Origin of the sequence: Paenibacillus sp. yr247, from assembly GCF_900103825.1 — a bacterium.
Classification (GTDB): Bacteria; Bacillota; Bacilli; order Paenibacillales; family NBRC-103111; genus Paenibacillus_E.
The window spans coordinates 171,057-194,119 of sequence record NZ_FNIF01000002.1 but is presented as its reverse complement, the minus strand read 5'-3'; the positions used below and the strand labels follow the sequence as shown (position 1 = coordinate 194,119).

22 protein-coding genes are annotated in these 23,063 nt (G+C 45.6%); 14 read left to right on the top strand and 8 right to left on the bottom strand.

Annotated elements, in window-relative coordinates:
* Nucleotides 1-32 precede the first annotated feature (32 nt).
* The 10 genes from BLT91_RS05540 to BLT91_RS05495 all read left to right on the top strand — a co-directional run bounded on the left by BLT91_RS05540 (nucleotide 33) and on the right by BLT91_RS05495 (nucleotide 10,990).
* Nucleotides 33-1,493, top strand: coding sequence for a bifunctional metallophosphatase/5'-nucleotidase (locus BLT91_RS05540; protein WP_090817835.1), 1,461 nt, complete (start codon nucleotides 33-35; stop codon nucleotides 1,491-1,493).
* A gap of 110 nt (nucleotides 1,494-1,603) precedes the next feature.
* Entirely contained in the window at nucleotides 1,604-2,416 is an 813-nt protein-coding gene (locus BLT91_RS05535) for an undecaprenyl-diphosphate phosphatase (protein WP_090817832.1), read from the top strand.
* 118 nt (nucleotides 2,417-2,534) lie between these two features.
* On the top strand, nucleotides 2,535-3,668 hold the full coding sequence (locus tag BLT91_RS05530) for an HD-GYP domain-containing protein (RefSeq protein ID WP_090817828.1): 1,134 nt from the start codon (nucleotides 2,535-2,537) through the stop codon (nucleotides 3,666-3,668).
* A gap of 70 nt (nucleotides 3,669-3,738) precedes the next feature.
* Nucleotides 3,739-5,961, top strand: coding sequence for an MMPL family transporter (locus BLT91_RS05525; protein ID WP_254776802.1), 2,223 nt, complete (start codon nucleotides 3,739-3,741; stop codon nucleotides 5,959-5,961).
* A gap of 127 nt (nucleotides 5,962-6,088) precedes the next feature.
* Nucleotides 6,089-7,216, top strand: a complete 1,128-nt coding sequence (gene yfkAB, locus BLT91_RS05520; RefSeq protein WP_090817821.1) for a radical SAM/CxCxxxxC motif protein YfkAB — start codon at nucleotides 6,089-6,091, stop codon at nucleotides 7,214-7,216.
* 80 nt (nucleotides 7,217-7,296) lie between these two features.
* Nucleotides 7,297-8,580 carry a hemolysin family protein gene (locus tag BLT91_RS05515; RefSeq protein WP_090819725.1) on the top strand — a complete coding sequence of 428 codons (1,284 nt, stop codon included), beginning with the start codon at nucleotides 7,297-7,299 and terminating at the stop codon, nucleotides 8,578-8,580.
* 14 nt (nucleotides 8,581-8,594) lie between these two features.
* Entirely contained in the window at nucleotides 8,595-9,641 is a 1,047-nt protein-coding gene (ytvI, locus tag BLT91_RS05510; protein WP_090817818.1) for a sporulation integral membrane protein YtvI, read from the top strand.
* Between the two features lie 276 nt (nucleotides 9,642-9,917).
* Entirely contained in the window at nucleotides 9,918-10,136 is a 219-nt protein-coding gene (locus BLT91_RS05505) for a spore coat associated protein CotJA (RefSeq protein ID WP_090817815.1), read from the top strand.
* 2 nt (nucleotides 10,137-10,138) lie between these two features.
* Complete coding sequence (locus tag BLT91_RS05500; protein WP_090817812.1) at nucleotides 10,139-10,405, top strand: spore coat protein CotJB; 267 nt, start codon at nucleotides 10,139-10,141, stop codon at nucleotides 10,403-10,405.
* A gap of 15 nt (nucleotides 10,406-10,420) precedes the next feature.
* Nucleotides 10,421-10,990 carry a manganese catalase family protein gene (locus BLT91_RS05495; protein WP_090817809.1) on the top strand — a complete coding sequence of 190 codons (570 nt, stop codon included), beginning with the start codon at nucleotides 10,421-10,423 and terminating at the stop codon, nucleotides 10,988-10,990.
* A 24-nt stretch (nucleotides 10,991-11,014) separates the two neighbouring features.
* Here the strand turns inward: BLT91_RS05495 and BLT91_RS05490 are convergent, their stop codons facing one another.
* The 3 genes from BLT91_RS05490 to nagB all read right to left on the bottom strand — a co-directional run bounded on the left by BLT91_RS05490 (nucleotide 11,015) and on the right by nagB (nucleotide 13,837).
* Nucleotides 11,015-11,770: a YdcF family protein gene (locus BLT91_RS05490; protein ID WP_090817806.1), complete on the bottom strand. Its 756-nt coding sequence runs from the start codon at nucleotides 11,768-11,770 to the stop codon at nucleotides 11,015-11,017.
* A 175-nt stretch (nucleotides 11,771-11,945) separates the two neighbouring features.
* Nucleotides 11,946-13,112 carry an N-acetylglucosamine-6-phosphate deacetylase gene (gene nagA, locus BLT91_RS05485; protein WP_090817802.1) on the bottom strand — a complete coding sequence of 389 codons (1,167 nt, stop codon included), beginning with the start codon at nucleotides 13,110-13,112 and terminating at the stop codon, nucleotides 11,946-11,948.
* Nucleotides 13,109-13,837, bottom strand: a complete 729-nt coding sequence (gene nagB / locus BLT91_RS05480; RefSeq protein ID WP_090817799.1) for a glucosamine-6-phosphate deaminase — start codon at nucleotides 13,835-13,837, stop codon at nucleotides 13,109-13,111. The genes nagA and nagB overlap by 4 nt, the downstream gene beginning before the upstream one ends.
* 267 nt (nucleotides 13,838-14,104) lie before the next feature.
* On the opposite strand from nagB, the gene BLT91_RS05475 reads away from it, so the two are divergent.
* The 4 genes from BLT91_RS05475 to BLT91_RS05460 all read left to right on the top strand — a co-directional run bounded on the left by BLT91_RS05475 (nucleotide 14,105) and on the right by BLT91_RS05460 (nucleotide 16,646).
* Complete coding sequence (locus BLT91_RS05475; RefSeq protein ID WP_090817794.1) at nucleotides 14,105-14,773, top strand: HAD family hydrolase; 669 nt, start codon at nucleotides 14,105-14,107, stop codon at nucleotides 14,771-14,773.
* Between the two features lie 73 nt (nucleotides 14,774-14,846).
* Entirely contained in the window at nucleotides 14,847-15,071 is a 225-nt protein-coding gene (locus tag BLT91_RS05470; RefSeq protein ID WP_090817791.1) for a spore germination protein, read from the top strand.
* Nucleotides 15,072-15,278: 207 nt separating this feature from the next.
* Nucleotides 15,279-16,265 carry a cation diffusion facilitator family transporter gene (locus tag BLT91_RS05465; protein ID WP_090817788.1) on the top strand — a complete coding sequence of 329 codons (987 nt, stop codon included), beginning with the start codon at nucleotides 15,279-15,281 and terminating at the stop codon, nucleotides 16,263-16,265.
* A gap of 18 nt (nucleotides 16,266-16,283) precedes the next feature.
* Nucleotides 16,284-16,646 carry an ArsR/SmtB family transcription factor gene (locus BLT91_RS05460; RefSeq protein WP_090817786.1) on the top strand — a complete coding sequence of 121 codons (363 nt, stop codon included), beginning with the start codon at nucleotides 16,284-16,286 and terminating at the stop codon, nucleotides 16,644-16,646.
* 47 nt (nucleotides 16,647-16,693) lie between these two features.
* Here BLT91_RS05460 and BLT91_RS05455 read toward each other — a convergent pair whose 3' ends face one another.
* Genes BLT91_RS05455 through BLT91_RS05435 form a run of 5 tightly spaced genes read right to left on the bottom strand, consistent with a single transcriptional unit; the run spans nucleotide 16,694 to nucleotide 22,953 of the window.
* On the bottom strand, nucleotides 16,694-17,842 hold the full coding sequence (locus tag BLT91_RS05455) for a YheC/YheD family endospore coat-associated protein (protein WP_090817783.1): 1,149 nt from the start codon (nucleotides 17,840-17,842) through the stop codon (nucleotides 16,694-16,696).
* Between the two features lie 6 nt (nucleotides 17,843-17,848).
* Nucleotides 17,849-18,976 carry a YheC/YheD family endospore coat-associated protein gene (locus BLT91_RS05450; protein ID WP_090817780.1) on the bottom strand — a complete coding sequence of 376 codons (1,128 nt, stop codon included), beginning with the start codon at nucleotides 18,974-18,976 and terminating at the stop codon, nucleotides 17,849-17,851.
* Nucleotides 18,976-20,340 carry a YheC/YheD family endospore coat-associated protein gene (locus tag BLT91_RS05445; protein WP_090817777.1) on the bottom strand — a complete coding sequence of 455 codons (1,365 nt, stop codon included), beginning with the start codon at nucleotides 20,338-20,340 and terminating at the stop codon, nucleotides 18,976-18,978. Before BLT91_RS05445 ends, BLT91_RS05450 begins: the two co-directional genes overlap by 1 nt.
* Before the next feature lie 12 nt (nucleotides 20,341-20,352).
* Complete coding sequence (locus tag BLT91_RS05440; protein ID WP_090817774.1) at nucleotides 20,353-21,567, bottom strand: YheC/YheD family endospore coat-associated protein; 1,215 nt, start codon at nucleotides 21,565-21,567, stop codon at nucleotides 20,353-20,355.
* 9 nt (nucleotides 21,568-21,576) lie between these two features.
* Entirely contained in the window at nucleotides 21,577-22,953 is a 1,377-nt protein-coding gene (locus BLT91_RS05435; RefSeq protein ID WP_090817771.1) for a YheC/YheD family endospore coat-associated protein, read from the bottom strand.
* Nucleotides 22,954-23,063 lie beyond the last annotated feature (110 nt).

Below are 23,063 nucleotides of genomic sequence, written 5' to 3'. Positions count from 1 at the left end.
CTGGCTTATGCCTACGAAAAGAGGTGAACGGTATGTCTGAGCCACTGCAACGACTCGTTATTTTACATACGAATGATTTACATAGTCATTTTGAGCAGATGCCCAAAATTAGCGCTTATTTTGACCGCGTACGCCGGCTATGGCCGGCCAATCAGGTGTTGACACTCGATATTGGGGATCATATGGACCGAATGCGCCCGGAAACGGAAGGCACGAATGCCATTGCGAATTTGGAAATTATGAACGCAACAGGTTACGACGCGATGGTTGTTGGAAATAATGAAGGGCTGACGTTCACACCTGAATTGCTAAGAGGGGTTGTGAAGGAATATGCGAGATTTCCAATTATCGGAAGTAACATTATCGAGATAGCGACGAATGAGACTCCGGATTGGATGCTTGATACACTTACGATTGAGAAATCAGGACTGAAGATTGGGCTCATTGGGGTAACAGCGGCTTATCCAGCTTATTATGAACTGCTTGGTTGGCATGCGAAGGATCCAATAGAAGCGGTAGAAGCCCATACTAGTCTTCTTCGCCCTCAAGTTGATATCATTATTATAATGTCCCATTTAGGACTTCGAATGGATCAACGCATGGCTGAAGAGCTGGAGGGCATCGATGTGATTCTCGGCGGTCATACACATCATGTGCTTGAGGAGCCGCTCATGATCAGCGGCTCCTATATATGCGCGGCCGGCAAGTTTGGGCAATATGCCGGCCATATTGAACTTGCATACGACCCGGCGCAACGCCGGATCGTGGAGCTCCACGGCCGCGTCGTCCCGATGACGGACGATAGCGAAGAAGACAGCAACGTTACTGCGCTGCTGGAGCACTACCGCATCGCCAGCGCGGCGGCGCTGGATGCCGAGGTGGCGCAGCTGCGGCAGCCGCTGCGCCTCGACTGGTACGGCGAATCCCCGCTCGGCAACTTGCTTGCCGCGGGGATTCGCCGCTGGACCAGCGCCGAGATCGGGCTGGTCAATAGCGGCCAGCTCCTTCAGGGACTGAAGGAGGGGCGCCTGACACGCGGCAGATTGCTAGAAATCTGCCCGGGACCGATCAATCCCTGCCGCATGCTGCTCAGCGGGGCCGATCTGCTGCAAGCGCTCGAAGAGTCACTGCTTAGTGAGTTTAAGGAGAAGCCGATTCGCGGCCTCGGCTTCCGGGGCGAGGTGCTGGGCGTGCTCTGCGTCGATGGGTTAACCGTCGAGATGGACAGCTCCCGTGCACCTTACGAACGTGTCATCGCCGTGTACGTGGGCGATGAGCTTTTAAACCCTGAACGTGACTATGTCGTCGGTACGATTGATATGTTTACTTTCGGCTCTGGCTATTTATCCCTAAGTCGGGGTAAGGAAGTGGCCTATATGCTGCCCGAATTTATTCGTGATGTACTCGCTAAGGAACTTCGTGATGATCAAGCGATTGCGAGCAGCCAGTTTATCAGATTCACGGATAGAAGGCCTCCTGCTACAAGAGAGTAAGAAAATAAAGTAATAATCTTTTGTGAAAGTGTTGTCAGATTCACCTCTATACAAGTAGAATAGTTAATTGGACAGGGTATTTCATTAACACTTACATTCAGGGGGAAACCATGCATACTATTTTTGAAGCAATCATCATTGGGATCGTCGAAGGGTTGACCGAGTTTTTACCGGTATCTTCTACGGGACATATGATTCTAGCGCAAAGCTTACTGAACACTCAAAACGACGCAGTGATGAAGACTTTTGATTTTGTCATTCAACTTGGAGCCATTATGGCCGTCGTGATTATTTATTGGAAACGGATTTTATCCTTATTCGGCTTAGTGAAAAGGAAAAGCGAGAGTAAGTCGGGAAAGAAGCTGAATTTGTTTCACATTCTCATTGGTATCATACCTGCGGGTGTTATCGGATTGTCACTCAATCATTTCGTTGATGAGAAGCTTTTTAACTCAACAACTGTGTTGATTGGTCTTGTGCTAGGCGGAATTCTGTTGATCATTGCAGAGAAAAAGAAAGAGCAGCCTAGTACTATGGTCTTAGATGATTTGACTTATCGGCAAGCATTCTTCATCGGATTGTGGCAATTGCTTTCCATTTGGCCAGGATTCTCCCGGTCTGGATCGACCATTGCTGGGGGTATGCTCTCTGGGGTAAGCCGCGCAGCTTCTGCGGACTTTACATTCATTATGGCGATTCCGATTATGTTTGGAGCTTCAGGTGTATATTTTCTTAAAAACTATCATGCATTGTCATCCAATGACTTAGCCTTCTTCGTTGTAGGTTTTGTTGTTGCTTTCATCGTTGCCCTGTTAGCCGTTGTTTCTTTCATCAAGCTTGTTCAGAAGATGAAATTAACGTATTTTGCTTACTATCGATTCGCTATAGCGATCATATTCGCTCTTTATATGTACTTAAGCTAAACATTAGTAATGAATTTAGCGAACCGCGTCGAAGGATGCGGTTTTTTATATTGAACTTTTCTGTAAAATCTATTACATTTAGATAGAAAATAACGCTCAGCTATGCGGGGGTCCTGAAATGCTGTTAATGCCGATCAACATGTGTCATCCTGGAATGAGGCTGGCCAAGAATATATACAACGACGATGGTATGGTGTTATTGGCCATTAATGTTGAGCTTACTCAGAGACTTATTGATCGGCTTTTTACCTATGGTATCGATTATATATATATTGAAGATTCCCGAACCAATGACATTATTCAAGAAGATATCATTCAAGATGAAACCAGAAACAGAGCTGTTAGCGAAATTCGTGACACGTTTAAGAAGGTAATGGAAGATTCGAACAAGCGCGGAGCCGTAAGTTATTATGAAATTGGGCGAAATTTCCGTGATGTGATGAAAATGATTATTGACGATTTAAGCGCCCATCAGGGTGCTATGGTTATGCTCAATAATATGAATATTAAAGACAATTATTTATTTCAGCATTCTGTGAATGTGAGTATCTATGCTATTATGCTGGGAATTAGTTATGGTTACAGTCGTGAAAACCTGGAGACACTCGGGTTAGGTGCGTTGCTGCACGATATAGGCAAAACGAAGGTGCCGCTTGGCATCTTACGCAAGCCTTCGCAGTTAACCCCCGAAGAGTTTACGGAGATGAAGAATCATACGACATATGGTTTTCAGATTTTGAAGGACGAACCCAATATTCCTCTTCTTTCGGCGCATTGTGCGCTTCAGCACCATGAACGAATTAACGGAAGCGGTTATCCGCGTGGGATTCAAGGCTCAGAGATTAATGAATTTGCCAAATGGATCGGGTTAGTTGATTCTTATGACGCTATGACGACTACAAGAGTATATAGAAGACCCCTACTGCCGCATGAAGCCATGGAGCAGTTATTCACAGGGTCTGGCACGCAGTATGATCAAAGTCAGATCGCTTTATTCCGTGATAAAATCGCGATTTATCCCTTAGGTATTACGGTTCGATTGAATACTGGGGAATTTGGCATCGTATCCAAATTAAATATAACAGTGCCTCAAAGGCCAATCATTCGTGTACTGCAGGATGAGTCGGGCAAAGAGCTAAAGGAACCGTACGAAATTGACCTTTCAAAGAAGCTTTCTACGTTAATTTCAGAAATCGGGGAAATTAAAATAGACGATCTGGACACGGATTCGAGTATGCCGACACTAGTTTGAGAAAGAATATAGATAACGAACATGAAGAACCTGGGATCCCAGGTTCTTTTTGCAGATTAGGGGGATGTATGTGAGAGAAACAGCTGTGAAAGGGAAGTTTTGGAGATGGGGATACGCCATGTACCGATTCCGATGGCTTGTGCTTATCATTGGCCTGCTGCTGCTCCTCAGCTTTGCTATATTTGCTCAGAAAACACCGGGTATGCTCAAGGACAACGGCTTCACGCCCAAAGGAAGTGAGTCCGATCGAGGCTTCATCCAGCTGCGAGATGAGCTTGGCGTGCCGCTTACACAGCTGAACTTGGTTTATACGGGGAATGGTCTCGATTTGACGGGAAAAACTCATCAACAAGAGATCATGGATTCGCTTAACGAATTGATAAAGCTTCCCTATGTAGAAAGTGTGAAGTTCGTCTCGACACCTCGAAAAGAAGGACATCTAGATGTGCAGGCTGTAACAGTGTCACTTTCTCTAGATACGGACCCGGCACTGGAGAAATATCCAGAACTGAAAGAACGCGTGCATCCTCCAACTGGGATGAAAGTATATGTGACGGGTGGACCCGCTATTTTGCATGACATGCAGGAAGCGAGTAAACACGATATTGCTAAATCGGAAGCTATTGGTCTGCCTATTGCGCTCATTGTCTTATTAATTGTTTTCGGCACATTAGTTGCTGCACTACTCCCTTTGATAGTTGGGTTAATGAGCCTAACCTTGACGTTAGGGATTACTTATTTTATTGCACAGCACCAATCCTTATCGAACTTCCTACCGAATATGGTGACGATGCTTGGACTTGCTGTAGGAATTGATTATGCGTTGTTTCTCGTTAGTCGATTTCGGGAGGAGCTCAAGACCCAGAACAATGTGGCTGAAGCCGTTGCGATGACCTGTCAGACTGCGGGGAAATCGATATTTTTTTCCGGTATTGCGGTGCTGATTGGATTGTTTGGCATGATGTTTGTTGATCTAAATTTTTTCCGATCCTTATGCTTGGGAGGCGTAATTGTCGTGTCGATATCGGTGATTGTCGCGAATACGATGCTGCTTTCCCTACTGGGCATCCTAGGTAAACGGATTAACTCTTTACAGGTGGTCCCTAAACGTTTTCGCCAACAAGAAACGTCCCGATTTTGGGAATGGATCGCTAATGCCGTAATGAAACGGCCATTTCTACTTGTTGTTATTGTCGGCGGTGCGCTTATCTACACCATGACACCCACCCTCCATATGAAGTTAAGTGTTCCAAATGCAGAGGTGCTGCCTCCTCACTATGAATCCCGATATGGTTCAGATTTACTAAAGGCGGCTTATGATTCCCGTATGATGGGCCCCATCCAAATTGTTATCCATACAGAAGGAGAAGTGTGGGAAGAGGCATCCATTCGTCAGATTCGGGCATACGGTGAAAAGGTTAAAGGCGTTACTGGCGTAAAAGAAGTACAAAGTTTCATCAGCTCACTTGGTCAACGCTCAGATGCCGAATTAGCCGGTATGTTAAAGGATTCCGGTGCCAAAGCACAAATAGAAGGCAATAAATTAGCGAAAGGGCACACAGCTCTAATGATTGTTGTACCTGAGAAAGATACTGACGACCCTGCGACCGATGGGCTTGTGCGAGAGCTTCGCGGCTTGAGTAAGGATGGACTCGGTATTGCAGTCACCGGCGGACCCGCTTATCGTCTTGATATCATTGATCGTATTCAAAATGAAATCCCTAAAGTGTTGACCTTCGTGATGGGGATTACCTATTTTGTGCTATTGCTTGCTTTCCGCTCTGTTTTGCTGCCGCTTAAAGCTGTTCTAATGAACATGCTCAGTCTTGGGGCAAGCCTAGGTGTTGTTGTGTTAGTTTTCCAACATGGCTATATGGCAGATTTACTGCACATTACGTCCATTGGTTATGTAAGTGCAACGCTGCCTGTCATCATTTTTTGTGTAGTGTTCGGCATATCGATGGATTATGAGGTATTCTTGATTTCTCGCATTATGGAGGAGTATGAGTTAAGTGGCGATAATGATAAGAGTACGGCTGAAGGGCTTAAGAAAACTGGGAGCTTAATTACAAGTGCAGCTTTTATTTTAGTCGTTGTCGTCGGTTCCTTTATTTTTACAGATATCGAGATTATGAAGGCGCTTGGTCTAGGTCTGGGTCTGGCTGTTCTGATAGACGCAACCATTGTTCGCGTGATGCTCGTTCCAGCACTTATGAAACTGCTTGGGGATGCGAACTGGTGGGCGCCTAGGTGGTTACGGATTAGATCGCAAACGGAAGCAGAAAAGCCGTAGTGGAAGAATACGTTCTAGCAGCTGTTTCCTTTTTTACGAATCATAAGTTACAATAAAGGGCATAGGTATAGGCATAATAGGAAGAATTAGCTAGTGAATAGGAAATGATAGGTCAGGTGTAAACAGCATGAATATGAATGGAACACGCTCCATCTTACCGGAGCTAACCCCCGCTAATGATCCTTGGGACCCTATCCGGTCTTATCGAAAATACGGGAAACACGTACTAACGAGTGTAGAATTGACGATAACGAATCTGTGTAATATGCGATGTGAGCATTGCGCGGTAGGGGATTCGTTAACTATGACGGAAGGTCCACGTATTCCTTTGCCAATCATTCTGAATAAGCTGGATCAGGTTGAGCATTTAGAGACGATCAGCCTGACAGGCGGGGAGCCTTCTTACCACATCAAAATCGTCAAAGACTATATGCTGCCAATCCTTAAATATGCGCGTGAGCGTGGCATTCGTACACAAATCAATTCAAATTTAACGCTTGATTTAGAGCGTTATGAGCTTCTCGCTCCTTATCTGGATGTCATGCATATTTCTTTCAATTACTTGAATGCAGACGACTTCCACCAAGTAGGCTTTGTTAATAGCGAACGTCCAGTTGGTCAAGAAACCGCGGTACGTATGTATAAACGCATGGTAGAAAATACAATAGCGCTTAGCAAAGGCGGGCTTTATGTCTCTGCAGAATCGATGATTAATACACGAACGTATCAAAAATTGCCGCAGATTCATAAACTAATTGATGAAATGGGCTGCAAGCGTCATGAGGTTCACCCGATGTATGCCAGCTCCTTTGCTTCCCATTTGCCAATGGTCTCTCTGGACGAGTTAAGAACGAGCATTCATCATCTGCTCGACAGCCGGAATCGTGAGATGTGGATGCTGTTCGGCACACTTCCATTCTTTTCGTGTAACGATTTAGAAGAGGATCAAATCTTGGTTAAAAGGCTTCGTGAGGAGCCGAATGTCACAGTACGGAATGATCCGGATGGACGAAATCGCTTGAACGTAAGCACATTTACAGGAGAGGTGTTCGTAACCGATTTTGCGAATGAACCCCCTTTGGGCAGCATCCATGACGACCAGTTGGATACAATCTTTGCCCGTTGGGAAAATAATCCTCTGAATCAGCGCGTGAACTGCTTCTGCAGCAGCGCCTCCTGCTGCGGGCCTAACCTGCTGGTAGCCGACTCATATTACCGTTCTGTTGATTTCAAAACTCGTAAAGCTATTATCTAATCATATTTCTGAAGGAGATATACGCATTGCCACATACTTCGTTTGATTTCGGTTCCATTGTTCTTAACCTGATAGTAGTCATGATATTAGTACTGCTCAATGGTTTCTTCGTTGCTGCTGAATTTGCGCTTGTGAAGGTTCGACAATCCCGCATTCAACAGCTTGTCAATGAAGGCAACGGCAAAGCAAAGTATGCCATCAAGGTAACGTCGCAGTTAGATACTTATTTATCATCAACACAATTGGGGATTACACTTGCTTCTCTGGGACTAGGCTGGGTTGGTGAGCCTGCCATCTCGGAGTTGATTATGGAACCCCTCTTACATACGTTTGGTGTAGAGACTTCGGTTTATACGACTACATTGTCTTTCATCGTTTCATTTGGATTTATTACGTTCTTGCACATTGTGCTCGGCGAGTTAGCCCCGAAATCGTTCGCAATTCAAAAAGCGGAATTAACCTCGCTATGGCTCTCTGCGCCGCTGTTATTTTTCTACAAGCTGTTTCGCCCGATTATCTGGCTGCTGAATGGTGCGGCTAATAAATTTCTATCATGGATTGGTGTAGAACCCGCAAGCGAGCATGAAGCAGCTCATACGGAGGAAGAAATTCGAATCCTTATGGATGAAAGTGTCAAAAGCGGCCATATCGATCAAGATGAAATGGTGCTATTCGATAATATTTTTGAATTCTCAGAACTCATTGCCCGTGAGGTTATGCTGCCTCGGACGGATATGGATTGTCTATTCCTAGAGCTAAGCTTTATTGATAACTTGCGTATAGTCCATGAGACGAAGCATACACGTTACCCTGTTGCTGATCAGGATAAAGACACCATTGTCGGTTTCGTACACATTGCTGATTTACTGACAGCTGATCCGGATGAAGAGCAGGAAATTAAAAACTTTATTCGTCCAATTCTCAATGTTCCAGAGTCGATGGAAGTCAGTCGTGTATTGAAATTAATGCAGAAAAAACACTCCCAACTTGCTATCGTTGTTGATGAATACGGTGGAACGGCTGGTCTTCTAGCACTGGGGGATATTCTGGAAGAGATTGTTGGGGAAATGCACGATGAGTTCGATATCGATGAGCGCCCTGGAGTTGAGGTAAAAGATAAGTATACGTCCGTAGATGGCCGAGTACTGATCGAAGACTTAAACGACATGCTGGATCTAGACATAGAGGATGATGATGTTAACTCTATAGGTGGTTGGTTATTTAAAAAGCTTGAAGGTGCTCCGGTAAAAGGAAAAAGAGTGGCTTTTGGCAATCACATGTTTGAAGTGTCCGAAGTGGATCGACTACGTATCGTACGCATTCACATAACGAAAATTAACTTAATCAAACCTGGAAATGAATAAGCGGAGGAGTACCTATGTCGGCTAAGACCATCTTAATCATGGTGCTTGGATTATTGCTACTGTACGGATTGTTTACCATAGGGCTGCCATTCCTACTCGCCTTGGTAACAGCTATTTTTCTGGACCCTCTGACCGTACTTCTTATGCGTGCAATAAGGGTGAACAGGTTAATTGCAGCGTCGATCATTAGTACCCTCTTTACACTGTTGACGCTAACCTTATTTTATTTCATTGGGTTAAACGTCGTTACCGAGCTTATTGACCTTGGTCGCAAAGCACCCAATTATATGGATGAAGTGAATAAGTATATCGATCAGGCTGTCATCCGAACACAAGTGTTCTATGAATCCTTGTCACCAGAGATGGCCGCACAATTGCAAACTTGGCTGGAACGAAGTACAGAAACTTTAACAAAGGCGTTAACTGATGCTTTAAGCGGTATTTCTGGATTCTTTCTTAACTTGGCTGGAAAAATTCCAAATTTATTTATTTTAATGATCGTATTCGTCATCGCTTTATATTTATTTATGTTTAGTTTACCTAAGCTGAAGATTGCTTTTCTGTCTATGTTTGAGGAGCAATCCAAAAGGAAGATGGAAAATGTTCTAATTTATATGCGGGAAGCCATCTTTGGTTTCATACGGGCTCAGCTCATAATGGCAGTGTTAACGTATTTAGTCACGTTCGTAGGCTTACTAGTATTAAATGCTGATTATCCGCTGGCTATTTCCTTATTAGTTATGGTTATGGAGTTCGTCCCAGTAGTCGGTACAGGACTAGTGTTCATTCCTTGGCTCGTCTATCAGCTGCTGCTTGGACACACGGGGATGGGTGTGGGGTTGTTAGTCCTATTCTTAGTCTTGACGATATTCCGCCGCATTGTCGAGCCTAAAGTACTGAGTGATGCTGTAGGGATTAATGCGCTCGCTGCTTTGATTAGTTTGTATGTAGGCTTTGAGCTGTTAGGAATTGCAGGACTATTTCTAGGGCCATTGGTTGTTATTATTTATCAAGCGATGCGCAAAGCAGGTCTCTTGAAATTAAACATCAAGATGGACTGATCCAAAGTATACCAATAAATCAATATTCAAAAGAAAAGTGACGAGCTGTACTATTTGTATGAGCAGCAAATCTGCTCCGTTGCCCTCAAAAGCTGCCCAATAAACAGAAGTTCCTGCTTAGTTGCTATAATAGCAACCAAACAGGGACTTTTTCTATTTTTATGGATATTGGAAAACTTGTTATTTTGGTCAAGTCATGCCGCATATAACGAGCATATAGGACTCTGTCGCTATGCCTGATTTCATTTACTTCGATGTTAGAAGAGGAGGAGACGTATGTATTCGCAATTCAAAAAATACTATCCCTACATTGGTCCATTTGATCCTTGTCCGCCTATCCGCGTGAAATTGTATAACACGCCGCCACAATTATATATAAACTTTCAACCGCCCGGCTTGCCACAGTATAGCCCCTATGAAGCATTAAAAAAAGGAACGCTCTGGCCTGCGCTTTACGGCCCTTATGAATCAAAAGCAGTGGAAGGGAGCCCATAGACATGAGTCAACCCGCGGTACATGAGTCTTATTACAGACAGCTTCACGATCTGCAGGCTGTTGATTTCGTTTTAATCGAGCTGACGCTGTATTTGGATACGCATCCAGATGATCTAGGCGCAATTCAACAATATAATCAATTCACACAGAAGAGAAAACAAATTGCGCAGCAGTTTGAGTTGGAATTCGGCCCTCTGATGTCATACGGTCAAGCCTACACCAAACAACCCTGGCAGTGGTGTGAACCTCCATGGCCATGGCAAGTCTGAGAAGGAGGAAAACGCATGTGGATTTATGAAAAAAAGCTTCAGTATCCGGTCAAAGTCAGTAAATGCGATCCTCGGATGGCCAAACTGCTTCTTGAACAATATGGGGGGGCAGATGGGGAACTTGCTGCGGCTTTGCGATACTTGAATCAGCGGTATTCGATTCCTGATAAGGTGGTGGGGCTGTTAACCGATATCGGTACGGAGGAGTTTGCCCATTTAGAAATGATTGCAACGATGGTTTATAAGCTTACAAAAGATGCCACGATAGATCAGCTTAAGGCGGCAGGTCTGGACGATCATTATGTGAGCCATGATAGAGCGGTTTTCTATCAGAATGCATCCGGTGTGCCGTGGACGGCCGCTTACATACAAGCCAAAGGAGACCCTATCGCCGACCTCTACGAAGACATTGCCGCCGAAGAGAAAGCAAGAGCCACCTATCAATGGTTAATTGATATAACGGACGACGTCGATCTTCAGGACAGCTTAAAGTTTCTCCGCGAGCGGGAGATTGTGCATTCCCTCCGCTTTAGAGAGGCTGTTGAAATATTGAAGGAGGACAGGGAGGAGAAGAAGTTTTTTTAAGTTGAAGGTTAGGATTTAGTGTCACTAATTCCTTGCTGCAAGCAAACCTAAGAATTCTTTCAACGCGATCGTTGTGTTGGATAAACCGTTAGAAGACGGAATGAATTTGCCTACACTCAGATGCTGCTTCTGCTGGGATATATAGTCGGTTGGGAAGGGGACTACCTCAATTTTGAGTTTTTGAAATTGCTTTACGGATCTGGCCATATGGAACGCAGATGTGACGAGAATTGGTCGTTTCCAGCCTTTTTCTGTAAGAATAGCTTGTGTTTTTAGGGCATTTTCTTCGGTATTGCGACTCGTATCGTCTATATAAATAGCAGATTCGGGAACACCGAGCGTAAGGAGGTGCCGTTTGGCAATCTGAGATTCATTGCCCGAGTCACTGAACACTTGACCGCCTGATAAAAGGATGGGCAGCTTCGTGCTCCGAAATAGTTCTGCAACCGTTAGTACGCGGGCAGCCGTGTTCCCGGTCAGATATCCTTCGCCTTTCGTAAGAGGGTCTAAGGTATCTAAGGTTGCTCCTCCCGTCAACATAACAAGCACATCTCCGGACACTTGAACCGGTGGTGCGTATCTTCTTTCAATAGAATTTAGCAACGAATTGCTGAAATATGGCATTGCGCATACACAAAGAAGAAGTGCGGCCAACCCAACGAGAAGAGTACCGATGTACTCTTTTTTTTGTTGCAGCCAAAAGGCGATGCTCACAAGGAGTAGAATGATAATTCCCGGTGGGAGCAATAAGGTGTAAGCGATTTTAATCAAATAGATCATAACGGAAGCCAAGTCCTTTCTTGTGCGTGCATGTTTATGATGCTAGTGGTTTTTCGACAAGTGTTTGTCATTTCCTGCAATTGGACAATAGCTGAATAGGGATGGACGAAAAAAAGCCCCGACTTCGTGATTATAACGAAGTGGAGCTTGTATCGAAAAGGAATGTGCGTAAATCTTATGCTTTTATTTCTTTGCCGCGAACCCATACCTGTTCGATTTCTAGTTCAGGGCTGACAAGCAGCAAGTCGGCCTGCTTGCCCTGCGCGATCGAGCCGTGCGACGCTTCCAGCTGCAGCAGCCTCGCAGGGTTGCCGCTCGCGAAGCGGCTCGCGTCTTCGACGCTGACACCGACCTCGCGCACCATAAACCGGAGCGCTTCGATCATCGTCAGCGTACTGCCGGCGAGCGCGCCGCCTTCCGTCAGCCGGGCAACGCCCGACTGTACGGTCACGGCTTGCCCGCCCAGCTCGTACTGGCCGTCGCCGAGCCCCGCGGCGGACATGGCGTCCGTGATCAGCAGCAAGCCATGCGGCTGCTTCACCAGCGTCAGCAGGCGAATCGCTGCTGGGTGTACGTGGTGCCCGTCAGCGATCACCTCGCAGCTGACGCGTTCGTCGGTGAGTATCGCACCGACGGTTCCGGGCTCGCGATGATGCAGCGGCTTCATCGCGTTGTAGGTGTGCACCGCATGAGTGAGCCCCTCGCGAACCGCCGACTGAATGTCGGCGTAGGTCGCGTCGGTGTGGCCGCAGGCGGCAACGATACCTTGATCGCGCAACCACGCGATCAGCTCTAGGCCCCCCTCGCGTTCGGGGGCCAGGGTCAACTGCTTGACGAGCTGCGGGTAGCGCTCGTGCCAGTCTTCAAGCCATGGGAGCTGCGGCGCCACCATAAGCTTCGGATCCTGTGCGCCCGCCCATTTGGGCGAGATGAAAGGCCCTTCCATATGGACGCCAAGAAGCTCAGCGTAAGGCATTGGTTGGCTCATATAAAGGTGCACTTCGTCAAGCACACGATCAATAGCATCTCGAGTCGCTGTCATCGTCGTTGCCAACATGGAGGTTGTGCCATTGAGCGCATGAAACCGCGTAATGGTATTCAGTGTCTCTGGATTGGCATCCATGAAATCAGCGCCGTATCCGCCATGAACGTGGACATCGATGAATCCGGGTAACAACCAGCTGCCATGGGCATCGACGGACACTGCAGAAGAAGCAGTAGGATCCCACTCGGACATATCACCAACCGAAGTGATAACACCATTCTTCACATGAACATAGCCATGCTCGATTATCCCCTGTCCCGTAACGATCTTAGCCCCCGTAATGACAAGTTCACTCATTCGAATAACCTCCCAGCCTCAGCATCAAGAAGAACAACAAGGTGTGGGTGAGTTTGTAGAAGTGTTGCCGGTATCTCAGTTGTAATCGGACCTGTAAGCGCGCGATGTACGATTTCTGCTTTATCGGCTCCACGAACGATCAACAGGATCGTTTTGGCTTTCAAAATGGTGCCTACACCCATGGTTAGGGCGTGGGTAGGAACTTCATCGATGGCGTTAAAGTATCGCGCATTCGCTTCGCGTGTTTCGGACTTCAATTCCACACGGTGTGTGCCGCTGATCAGGGAATGATCAGGCTCATTGAAGCCAATATGCCCGTTATGGCCTAGACCGAGGATTTGTAAATCGATCTGTTTCGCTTCTTCTAAAAGTTGGTTGTATCGCTCGCATTCTGCTTCCAAATCTACTGCATTCCCATTGGGGATATGAGCCTGAGAAGCGGGTAGGTCAATATGTGCGAACAAATGCTGCTGCATATAAGCATGATAGCTTTCTTGGTGATCTACCGGCAAGCCGACATATTCATCCAAATTAAAGGTAGTGACCGATTTAAAGCTAACTCGTCCTTTATCGTAAGCTTTAACTAGCTCCTCATAAATGCCTACAGGTGTTCCACCCGTGGCTAAGCCTAGAACAGCCTTAGGCTGCATTTGGACAAGCGAGGTAATAATGCCAGCTCCTGCTTCATTCAGCTCTTGTTGATTTTGAAAAATATGAAGGTTCATAAATCGTCTTCCTCACTTTCATAGAAAAGTTATCAAGTAGGGGGTGCATATAAATACATATTTTTTTGTTCAATTATGAAGTTGTTTTGCATAAAAGAATCATTTTTTTATAGAATTATTCTCATTTCAATCATAACTGAAATTTTTCGTTCCGGCAACAGGCTTTTTCCCAAATAGAAGCATTGACTTACAAGGATATGTTTGCCATCCTTATCTAAGATCATAACAATCATTTATTAATCCATGAACGTGAGAAGGAGCTGGATGATGAGTAGCCAGAGAAGCCAACCCGAAGCTATGCTTTTTGACTTGGATGGAACGCTATTTCAAACGGAGACCCTTCTACTGCCGGCTTACCATGCAACATTTGATGAGCTTAGAGCAAAAGATCTTTTCACCGGGGAGACTCCACCCGAAGATCGTATCCTGGGAGCGCTGGGTATGCTTCTAGAGCACATATGGATGAGGGTAATACCAGATGCTTCTATTGATACTCGTCAGGAAGCCGATAAGCTGCTGCTTAGGTATCAAATGGAAGGACTGCAGCAGGGGCAAGGCGTTCTGTATGAAGGCGTAGCTGAAACCCTACAAGTCTTACGTGACAAAGGAATTCGGTTATTTGTAGCGAGCAATGGACTGGAGGATTACGTGAGGCATGTCATTGAAGCCAAAGGTCTCGGACACTTATTCGAAGGATTGTACAGCGCGGGGCAATATCAAACGAGATCCAAAGTGGATTTAGTAAAAATACTGTTGGAAACACATCAGATTCAATCTGCCTGGATGGTGGGAGACCGTTCCTCTGACGTGGAGGCAGGACTCCAGAATAGCCTAACCGTAGCGGCTTGCGATTATGCCGGATTCCGAGAATCCGGAGAGCTGGAAGGCGCGCATATTCGAATCCGCAACTTCACCGAGCTGCTTGAATATGTTTAGATGATGGTTGTCGCAAACAGGGTTAGGCGGGCATACACTGTAGCACATTGACAGATAAAGGGTGCTGATCAGAATGCCTTCTTTTGTAGGAATATTCAACATTGTCAGGAATGAAGGAAGCCTGGTGAACGGAGATACTGTCGTTATAGCTCCGACAAGTGCAGCCAAATCGAATTCAGGCAGCGGTGGTGGGATTACGGGAGATTTCACAATATCCAGCACGCTCTTTAATGCAACGATTACATTTGATCCAGATGTTGTAGATGCTGGAGCAAATAAGGTAGCAACAGGGACCTAAAGGTTCAATAATCATTCGCTTAGACCAATTCAAGCTCATGTGATGAGCAAATGAATCGGTCTTTTTCTTTTGTAGAAGAACGTCATTGACATTCGCATGTTTAACTTACTATGATTGATATATGAGTAGGTGCTCATATATCTAATGCGATGTATAATGCAATTGACAGCACTCCAACTAGGGGGCAGAGAACGGGGAGGGAAATCCATGCATCATCATGAATCTGAAGAACAATCACATCCTCACAAGGAACACTCTCATTGCAGCGGTCATGTTGGCCGCCACGGACATGATCACACGCACCATGGACATCACCATCATGGTCAGGGCGGAAATAAACAGGGACTCCTAATTGCGCTGTTTATCACAGTTGGAATCATGATATTAGAGTTTGTAGGTGGTTTATGGACCAACAGCTTGGCGCTGCTCTCGGATTCGGGCCATATGTTAAGTGATGCTGGGTCACTTGCCTTAAGTCTTATTGCACTTTGGTTCGCAGCCAAGCCATCCTCAACCAATAAATCCTATGGTTTTCTTAGAATAGAAATCTTATCGGCTCTATTCAATGCCGTTACACTTTTTCTGATCGCAGGCCTCATTATTTGGGAAGCATGCGGACGATTTCTTCATCCTCCTGCTGTTGCTAGCGGTTCGATGATGCTCATAGCTTGTGTTGGGTTAATGGCGAATTTGTTAAGTGCTTGGTCACTTATGCGTAAAGGGGATGTGCATGGCAATCTGAATCTCCGCAGCGCTTATCTGCATATTCTAGGTGATGCTTTAGGCTCTGTAGGAGCAATCGTAGCCGGCGGGGCTATGTTGATCTTCGGCTGGTATGTTGCGGATCCGATCATTAGCATCATCGTGTCTCTGCTTATTCTAAAGGGGGCTTGGGCTATTCTAAAATCGACCGTTCATATTTTGATGGAAGGAACTCCCGCGGCTGTTTCTCTAGTAGAAGTTAAACAAATATTGGAGGGCATTGATGGGGTTATCAACGTTCATGATTTGCATATTTGGACGATTACGTCAGGCCTTGATTCCTTAAGCTGTCATTTACTCATTGCAGACGATCAGGATAGTCAAGTGATTTTACAGAAAGCGATTCATCTAATTGAGGAACGATTTCACATCACTCACGCAACCATTCAAATCGAAAACTCGACTAATGTCCATTCGGAATTAAAAGTATAGGGAAGATGAGGGATTTCTATGGAAAAAGCTTATCTTGAGGCTTGTGAGGAATCTTGCACAGGTGCGGGAGTTTCTAGGCAAGGGCAAGAACCCCAACTAACGGAAGATCAAGCAGTGGGGATAGCTGAGGTGTTCAAAGCTTTAGGAGACCCGACTAGAGTAAAAATAATCTTTTTGCTGCTGCAAAGTGAGCTTTGCGTTCATGATCTGTCAACAACTTTGGAGATGGGGCAGTCTGCTGTTTCTCATCAGCTGCGCTACTTACGGGATCTTCACATTGTCAAAAGACGTAAAGTAGGAAAAACGGTCTTTTATTCACTTGACGATGATCATATTGAACAAATTTTTGTTCAAACGCTGGGGCATATTCAGCATATGTAGGCCGGAAGCAGGTTACAGCCTATCGTTGACGCTTCCGTTTGCTTGCATTATAGTTCGGCTATGTGTTCTTCTGTGTTTTGTTCTTCTGTGTTTTGTTCTTCTATTTTTCTTTTCTTTTGTTTCATCATCCAGATCGCGTATTCTAGTGGCCTTGTAACCGCCTTCTGATAATTCGCGGTTTCCCCAATTTTACGAAATACTTCTCGAGAAGGCTTGGGGTTGACTTCAAGGAGCCAAACATGACCATTGGGATCTACGGCTATATCCAGTCCTAACTCGCACAGCTTACCGAATTTGCTTTCCAAATAATTAGCGAGCTTATGAGCAAAGCTGTTCATCTCATTCTTAATGGCTTCCTTTTTTTCTACAGAAGGAAAGCGATACGCTAACAATTTAAATTGGGTTACCGCGCTCCCGCCGCCATGAAGATTCGAAGTGATGCTCCGATAAGGACCAATTCGGCCAGCACACCCGGTCACTTCCCACTCGCCACGCCCATTTTTCTGAATCAGCAAGCGATAATCATGCACGCGGCCATCCTTCAAAGTCAACTGAATCCCTTGTTGAACCACAAAGTCTGGGCTTAACTTCAGCGTGTGCAGCTTGATCATAAGCTGCTTTTCTGTTGCGCGGTATGGGGCGATGATGGTTCGCTGCTGATTCCTTCCCTGTAATAAATAAAGATCAGGGCCGAGCTGTTCAATACGTAAGATGCCTCTTCCGCCTGTGCCATTTTTCGGTTTGACATAGATCAGTTTATGCTTCTTTAGAAACTTCAGCAACTCCTGTACGGAGCTATATCGCACTGTAGCTGGCAAATAGGCACGAATGCTTTCATTCTCGGAAAGGATTTGATGCATCGACCATTTATTGGCTAATGGTTTACTTAAATAGGTAAGCTTTGCATGACGATTACGAAATGCTTTGAGCATTTGATAATTTGCCGCTGCTTTATACCGGCAGCGATCATAGATAATAGGGGGGAATGAAGTGCGTCGGCGAATCCATTTCTCTAGATCGGAATCATAAGTCAACGTGCGTACGGCATTGTCACTTTCGACGTCATCCGGAGTAAATACTTCGACTTGAAGGCCGAGTTTCTTTCCTTCCTTACTAAGCCGTTGAAAATATGAAAGCTCTTCGAGCCGACTTTTGCTTAAATATATAGCGAGTACGCCCAGTCGAAGTGGAGACAAGCATAATCACCTTCTTCTCCCATGATTGATTAAGTAGAGGCTGTAACGAATAATACGTTCAAGTGATTTTTGACGAATTTTTGGTTCATCGAATTTCATTGGTTTAGAGTTAGCTTCGAAGAACCAGATATGTCCTGCAGTATCGACTCCGATATCCATCGACATTTCGCCAAGTTGATTGCCGGCTGATTTCTCAATTTGCTTGGCAAGTATAACCGCTGCTTTACGAACTCGCTTCAGAATATTTTTCGCTTCCTTGTCACCAAAGCCATGCGAAAGCAGCTTGAGCGGCTCGTCGATTGAACCGCCGCGCGGCACGTGCGTCGTGATACTGGCTTTACCCGCAACACGAGCACCGATGCCGGATACACTCCATACCCCTTTGGAAGTCTTCTGGATCAAAGCGCGTAAATCATAAGCCCGCTTTTTATATCTCGTTAAAGCGATTCCCTGCTGCACGATGTAATCATTGGAGCCGCGGTGTCTATTCCATTCATTCCAAAGATCATCGGTGGAGTCGTGGTAGCTATAGACCATCTTTTTATCCTCTTGGCGGCTCAACCGATATTGAATGTGGTCGTTTTTAGTTGTTATCTGCTCAATCCGCATGATGCCAATCCCGGCTTTTCCTTTAACTGGTTTTAAATAGAGAACGGCGTGTTTACGCAATAACTGAGTCAGATCGTTTGCCGAGCTTAATTGTTTCGTGTCGGGCATGTAAGGTTTGCTTTCGTTGGCACTGTTCAACCAACTGAACAATGTCCATTTGTTGAAGAAGGAAGGATTGAATAATTGAACGCTGGAGCTGCGGTTGCATGCTTGAATGGTTTGTTGGACCTCGGGCTGCATTTCCATCTTGCGATAGGGAATACGATTGTATACGACTTGTGGAGCGGGAACGAGTTCCCTGCTCCATTTTTTGATTTCGGGATTAAAGCGATAGCCAAATATTTGAGGGCTGGATAAGTTGAAGTCATTCGTAGTCACGACGTAAACATCAACACCAAGTTGCTCACCGGTCTGAATTAAATCCAGGAAATTGTCCAAATTACCGCGGAATACCCGATTATTATCCTTGACGGTGAGAATGGCAAGCGTAGGCTTTGGTCCTCTCTCATGCAGGAAGAAACCCATTAGTTTTCCCTCCTAGTGCGGAAGCGGCTCAAAAAGAGGCAGTGCTCATAAATATTTTGTAACGTGGCAGTGTCCCCTTCTTTCAATGAGGGGTGCTTGAAAATGGATCTCCCCGGTTTGGCATTCGCTTCAAACATCCAAATTTTCTCACTTTGATCAATACCGATATCGAATCCGAGTTCTCCGAGCAAATGATTATAGTTATTCTCGATGCCCTCGGCGAGCTTAATGGCTGTTTCTTTGGCATTGGTAAGCACTTGCTCCGCACGATTGCCGTAAATCTGACGAAGCACCTGCTCTGGCGTCATCAACTGACCGCCATTGCGGATATGGGTTGTGACGCTGCCTTTGCCGGACTTTTTCGCGCCGATCGCAGCTACGACCCAACTGTTATTACCGTTCTTCGTCAAATGGAAACGGAAATCAATGGGACAGCTGTCAATTTCTATAAGACGAATCCCTTGTTGTGCCACGTAGTTTGTTAGGCGACCACGTCCAGTTCCGAGCATTTGCATCAAACCATCGAATTTTCCGTAACGAATGAGGACATTTTTACCGCCTTTGCGGTAGCGAACGAAGTAACCTCGCTTTGGGTTATACGTCACGCGGTAAATACCGATGCCTAGGCTGCCTGCTGTTGGTTTCAAGTAAATGAATTTGTGTTTATCGAGCATTTCTTTAATTTGATCAGCGGAAGGATTAATCCGGGATTCCGGGACGAATTTGAAAGCATCATCACCATCTAACATTTTGTAGACATCCCATTTATCAAAGAAGCTCCAGTTAAAAAGGGGAATCCCTCTTCGTACAAATCGATCCTTGAAGCCCTCGATACCTGCTGATTTCTCTGCTTTGCGGCTAGAAAGCCGATTATAGACGACATCTGGCAATGGGAACGTTTTGCGAATCCAACCTCCGTCTTCTTTCGGGATTATGCCTGTAACGGTTTCTTGAATCCAGTTCACGCTGCGGGGACTGAAAGCGAAAATAAAGGATTTACTAGAGGCCGTATTCATAATTTGGTGAATAAATCCGGTTTTTGAACCGAAAGGAGAAGTACTGTTATTCACATTGGTTAGGATACCAATGACTGGACCGATACGGAGTTCTTTATTATTGTTGCTGGCAACCAATACGTTCCCAGTTCGAGGAATACGCAAAGAGGCCATCATGGAAAGCGGGATGTACATATGCTGACCACTCTTTTTGATCAGGCGAATCGGTAGTGTTGAGGCTTTGCTGCCGACCTTTACAGTAATCGATTTATTGCCGGTTAACCGTAAAGCTTTGACGAGTTCACTTGTTAAGTAGACCGATCTATCTGTTCGTTGTACGGCGTGGAGCATACACGTTGTCAAACTCATTAGGTTACCCTCCTAAACTTGTTGCCCTACGGGGCTTTCCGTGTCAAAGCAGGCAGACTTGACCATCTGCCTACCCGGGCACTTACCGGCAAAGCCAAGCTTAACTAGCTTTCTGTTTAGTAAAAATCCAGCGTAATTTATGGGGTTTGCAATGGATTTCATGCGTGCATTTTCGTTTCCCAGTCGCGCAAAAATCGTCCTGCCCGGCTTCGAATTCACTTCCAGAATCCACACGCGACCATAGGTATCGATCCCCAGATCAATCCCGAGCTCCGCAAGTCGCCCATGATGGCTTTCCAGTACAGGGGGTATACGGCTTGAAAGCGTTGTGAGAGTTGCAATTAACTCCGATGCTTTGGTGTCACCGAACTCCTTTGTCAGGAATGAGGACACATCTTCAGCTGTGCCTCCGCCATGCAGGTTGGAGGTTATGCTTCCAGGTTTACCGAGCCGTACGGCCATGCCGGTGCTTTCCCACAAGCCACGGCCGTTTTTTTGCACGAGAGAACGTACATCGAAAGCCATACCCTCAGTTGAATGCAGGGCTAGGTAGTCTTGCATGAGATAAGGCCGCATCCCAATCTGATTACGGAGCCAATACCAGCAAGGATCAAAGTGATTAAATTGATGCTCTATGGACTGATTATGGGCATCGCGCCCTTTTATATGAAAAGAGCTATTTCCGTCCGTTTTGCTTACTTTGTGTAGGTGCATAGCACCTCTGCCTTGACTGCCGCCCTGTGGCTTGAGGAAGACATCGCTCTTTGCATAAAGCCATTTCCTAAGGCCGGTGCCACTTGTGAGCATGCGCGTTTCAGGCAAATAGAGCTGCAAAGTACTATCCTTTTGTAGGATTTGATCCACTTCCCACTTCCCGCTCAAACCATAACCGAGAAAACGAATATGGGGTGTGCCACGCAGTTTGCGCACATGGAAACGGTATTGATGATAGCTGTCTTTGCTGCTAAAGAAGCATCGATCATAGATCAGCGAGGGAAGAGGAAAGAGCTTCCTGATCCACTCTTGCCTCTCACTCACATAGGTGTAGCCCCGCACGATTTCTTGCTTCCAATTGATTCGATTCGGTGAGAAAACGAACACGTTTAGACCCTGAGTAGCACCATAGTAGGTGAGACGCTCATAAAAGTCTGAACTCGCAAAAGGCAGCTCTCCATTCAATTCCGTGACCATAATCCCTAACAAGGGATGATGTGTGCATTGCCTCATGGTTTCACCTCAGAACTTCGCTAAAAAACGAGCATATTGAACGATTTTTTTCACAGAAGGTCTTATTTTTCGTTCATTATTAAGAGGAGTGTTATCATCCTTGGATGGTTTGGAGTTCACTTCGAGCAACCAAACCTTACCCATTTTATCTACAGCAAGATCGATCCCTAGCTCTCCAAAATGATTGGGGATTTGTGTTTCGATCCCTTTGGCGATATCCAGAGAAGCCTTGCGCAAACGTGCCATGACAGAGACACGTGTGGGCGACGAAAACAGTGTTTTAGCAAGTGCTTGAGCCACAGTTGTTAGACTTCCGCCTCGTGCCAGGTTAGAGACAAAATGCTGTGTTCCGGCAATTCGCCCAACAATCGAGGTTATTGCCCATTCACCTTGAGCCCCTTTCTGCACAAGTGCACGGAAATCAACTGGATTACCGTCAGAAGTGATGAGATCAAGTCCTTGTTGTAATTGATAACGTTGTGTCTTGAGCTTGCCGGATAATGCCTTGAACACATCGGTTAACGAGGCGAAAGATTGTTTACGAGCACCGGCGAGATTTGTAAAATGACAGGTAAAGGCTTCTCCATGCTCTTTGCGAATGCGAATAATACCTTTACCAAGACTTCCGGTAATCGGTTTAAGGAATAGGACACTATGGCGGGCAGCCATGGATTTCAGCATCTGATAATTTTTGAAGAGATAGGATTCAGGTAAATATCCATGGAGGCTGCTATCTTTGCGCAGGGCTTCAAATACTTCCGTTTTGTCCAAATATTTCTCGTTGAAGATGTTAGTGGCAAAGTGTGCTTTGACGTCCTTCATGAATAGTTGAACATTCGTCATTTTTTCGAATTTGCGCGAGGTGAGCCGGTTATAGATGACATTGGGAATCGGAAACGTTTTTTTGCTCCAGGAACCATTGGAATACGAATACGCGGATAATGTTTGGGCATTTCCATGCATTTCATCAGGCGGAAAAAAGCACACAATAGCCCCGAATAGTTCACACGCATCCGTCATTTCTTTACAAAAAGCGGTGATAGCACCGAATGGGCGATCCGGTGAACCGGCATAAACGCGGCTAATCATAACACCAATCAGGGGTCCGATCGACAAGGTCCTCGTATTTTGCCTATAATTGAGATTGAGCTGAGCCCCGTTATGAAGACCGATTTTTGAAGCGAGAACAGGATTTACACGTAAACTGTTCTTCATTGCGGCGGAGACAACTTTGATATCCTGCTTGGCAGAGCCGAATCGCATGGAAATCGTTTGATTGGACGGAATTTTCCATTTTTTAGCAATGGATTCACTTAGAACAACGGTCCGATCATCCAAATAGATGCTGGTGCCTTGAATGGATATTCCAACTTTCGTCCTGGTCAATAGCGAACACTCCTTCCAGCATCAAAAATGGCATTGCTGCTTAAGCAAAGTAAACTACTCCATCATATGAGGACATATATCCCTTGGTGCTTAGGTATCTATCTGAAAGT

Bases quoted from the DNA above. Each gene is read 5' to 3' on its own strand.
- BLT91_RS05540 (WP_090817835.1), top strand. From the start codon at position 33: ATGTCTGAGCCACTGCAACGACTCGTTATTTTACATACGAATGATTTA.
- BLT91_RS05535 (WP_090817832.1), top strand. From the start codon at position 1,604: ATGCATACTATTTTTGAAGCAATCATCATTGGGATCGTCGAAGGGTTG.
- BLT91_RS05530 (WP_090817828.1), top strand. From the start codon at position 2,535: ATGCTGTTAATGCCGATCAACATGTGTCATCCTGGAATGAGGCTGGCC.
- yfkAB (WP_090817821.1), top strand. From the start codon at position 6,089: ATGAATATGAATGGAACACGCTCCATCTTACCGGAGCTAACCCCCGCT.
- BLT91_RS05515 (WP_090819725.1), top strand. From the start codon at position 7,297: ATGATATTAGTACTGCTCAATGGTTTCTTCGTTGCTGCTGAATTTGCG.
- ytvI (WP_090817818.1), top strand. From the start codon at position 8,595: ATGTCGGCTAAGACCATCTTAATCATGGTGCTTGGATTATTGCTACTG.
- BLT91_RS05505 (WP_090817815.1), top strand. From the start codon at position 9,918: ATGTATTCGCAATTCAAAAAATACTATCCCTACATTGGTCCATTTGAT.
- BLT91_RS05500 (WP_090817812.1), top strand. From the start codon at position 10,139: ATGAGTCAACCCGCGGTACATGAGTCTTATTACAGACAGCTTCACGAT.
- BLT91_RS05495 (WP_090817809.1), top strand. From the start codon at position 10,421: ATGTGGATTTATGAAAAAAAGCTTCAGTATCCGGTCAAAGTCAGTAAA.
- BLT91_RS05490 (WP_090817806.1), bottom strand. From the start codon at position 11,770: ATGATCTATTTGATTAAAATCGCTTACACCTTATTGCTCCCACCGGGA.
- nagA (WP_090817802.1), bottom strand. From the start codon at position 13,112: ATGAGTGAACTTGTCATTACGGGGGCTAAGATCGTTACGGGACAGGGG.
- nagB (WP_090817799.1), bottom strand. From the start codon at position 13,837: ATGAACCTTCATATTTTTCAAAATCAACAAGAGCTGAATGAAGCAGGA.
- BLT91_RS05475 (WP_090817794.1), top strand. From the start codon at position 14,105: ATGAGTAGCCAGAGAAGCCAACCCGAAGCTATGCTTTTTGACTTGGAT.
- BLT91_RS05470 (WP_090817791.1), top strand. From the start codon at position 14,847: ATGCCTTCTTTTGTAGGAATATTCAACATTGTCAGGAATGAAGGAAGC.
- BLT91_RS05465 (WP_090817788.1), top strand. From the start codon at position 15,279: ATGCATCATCATGAATCTGAAGAACAATCACATCCTCACAAGGAACAC.
- BLT91_RS05460 (WP_090817786.1), top strand. From the start codon at position 16,284: ATGGAAAAAGCTTATCTTGAGGCTTGTGAGGAATCTTGCACAGGTGCG.
- BLT91_RS05450 (WP_090817780.1), bottom strand. From the start codon at position 18,976: ATGGGTTTCTTCCTGCATGAGAGAGGACCAAAGCCTACGCTTGCCATT.
- BLT91_RS05445 (WP_090817777.1), bottom strand. From the start codon at position 20,340: ATGAGTTTGACAACGTGTATGCTCCACGCCGTACAACGAACAGATAGA.
- BLT91_RS05440 (WP_090817774.1), bottom strand. From the start codon at position 21,567: ATGAGGCAATGCACACATCATCCCTTGTTAGGGATTATGGTCACGGAA.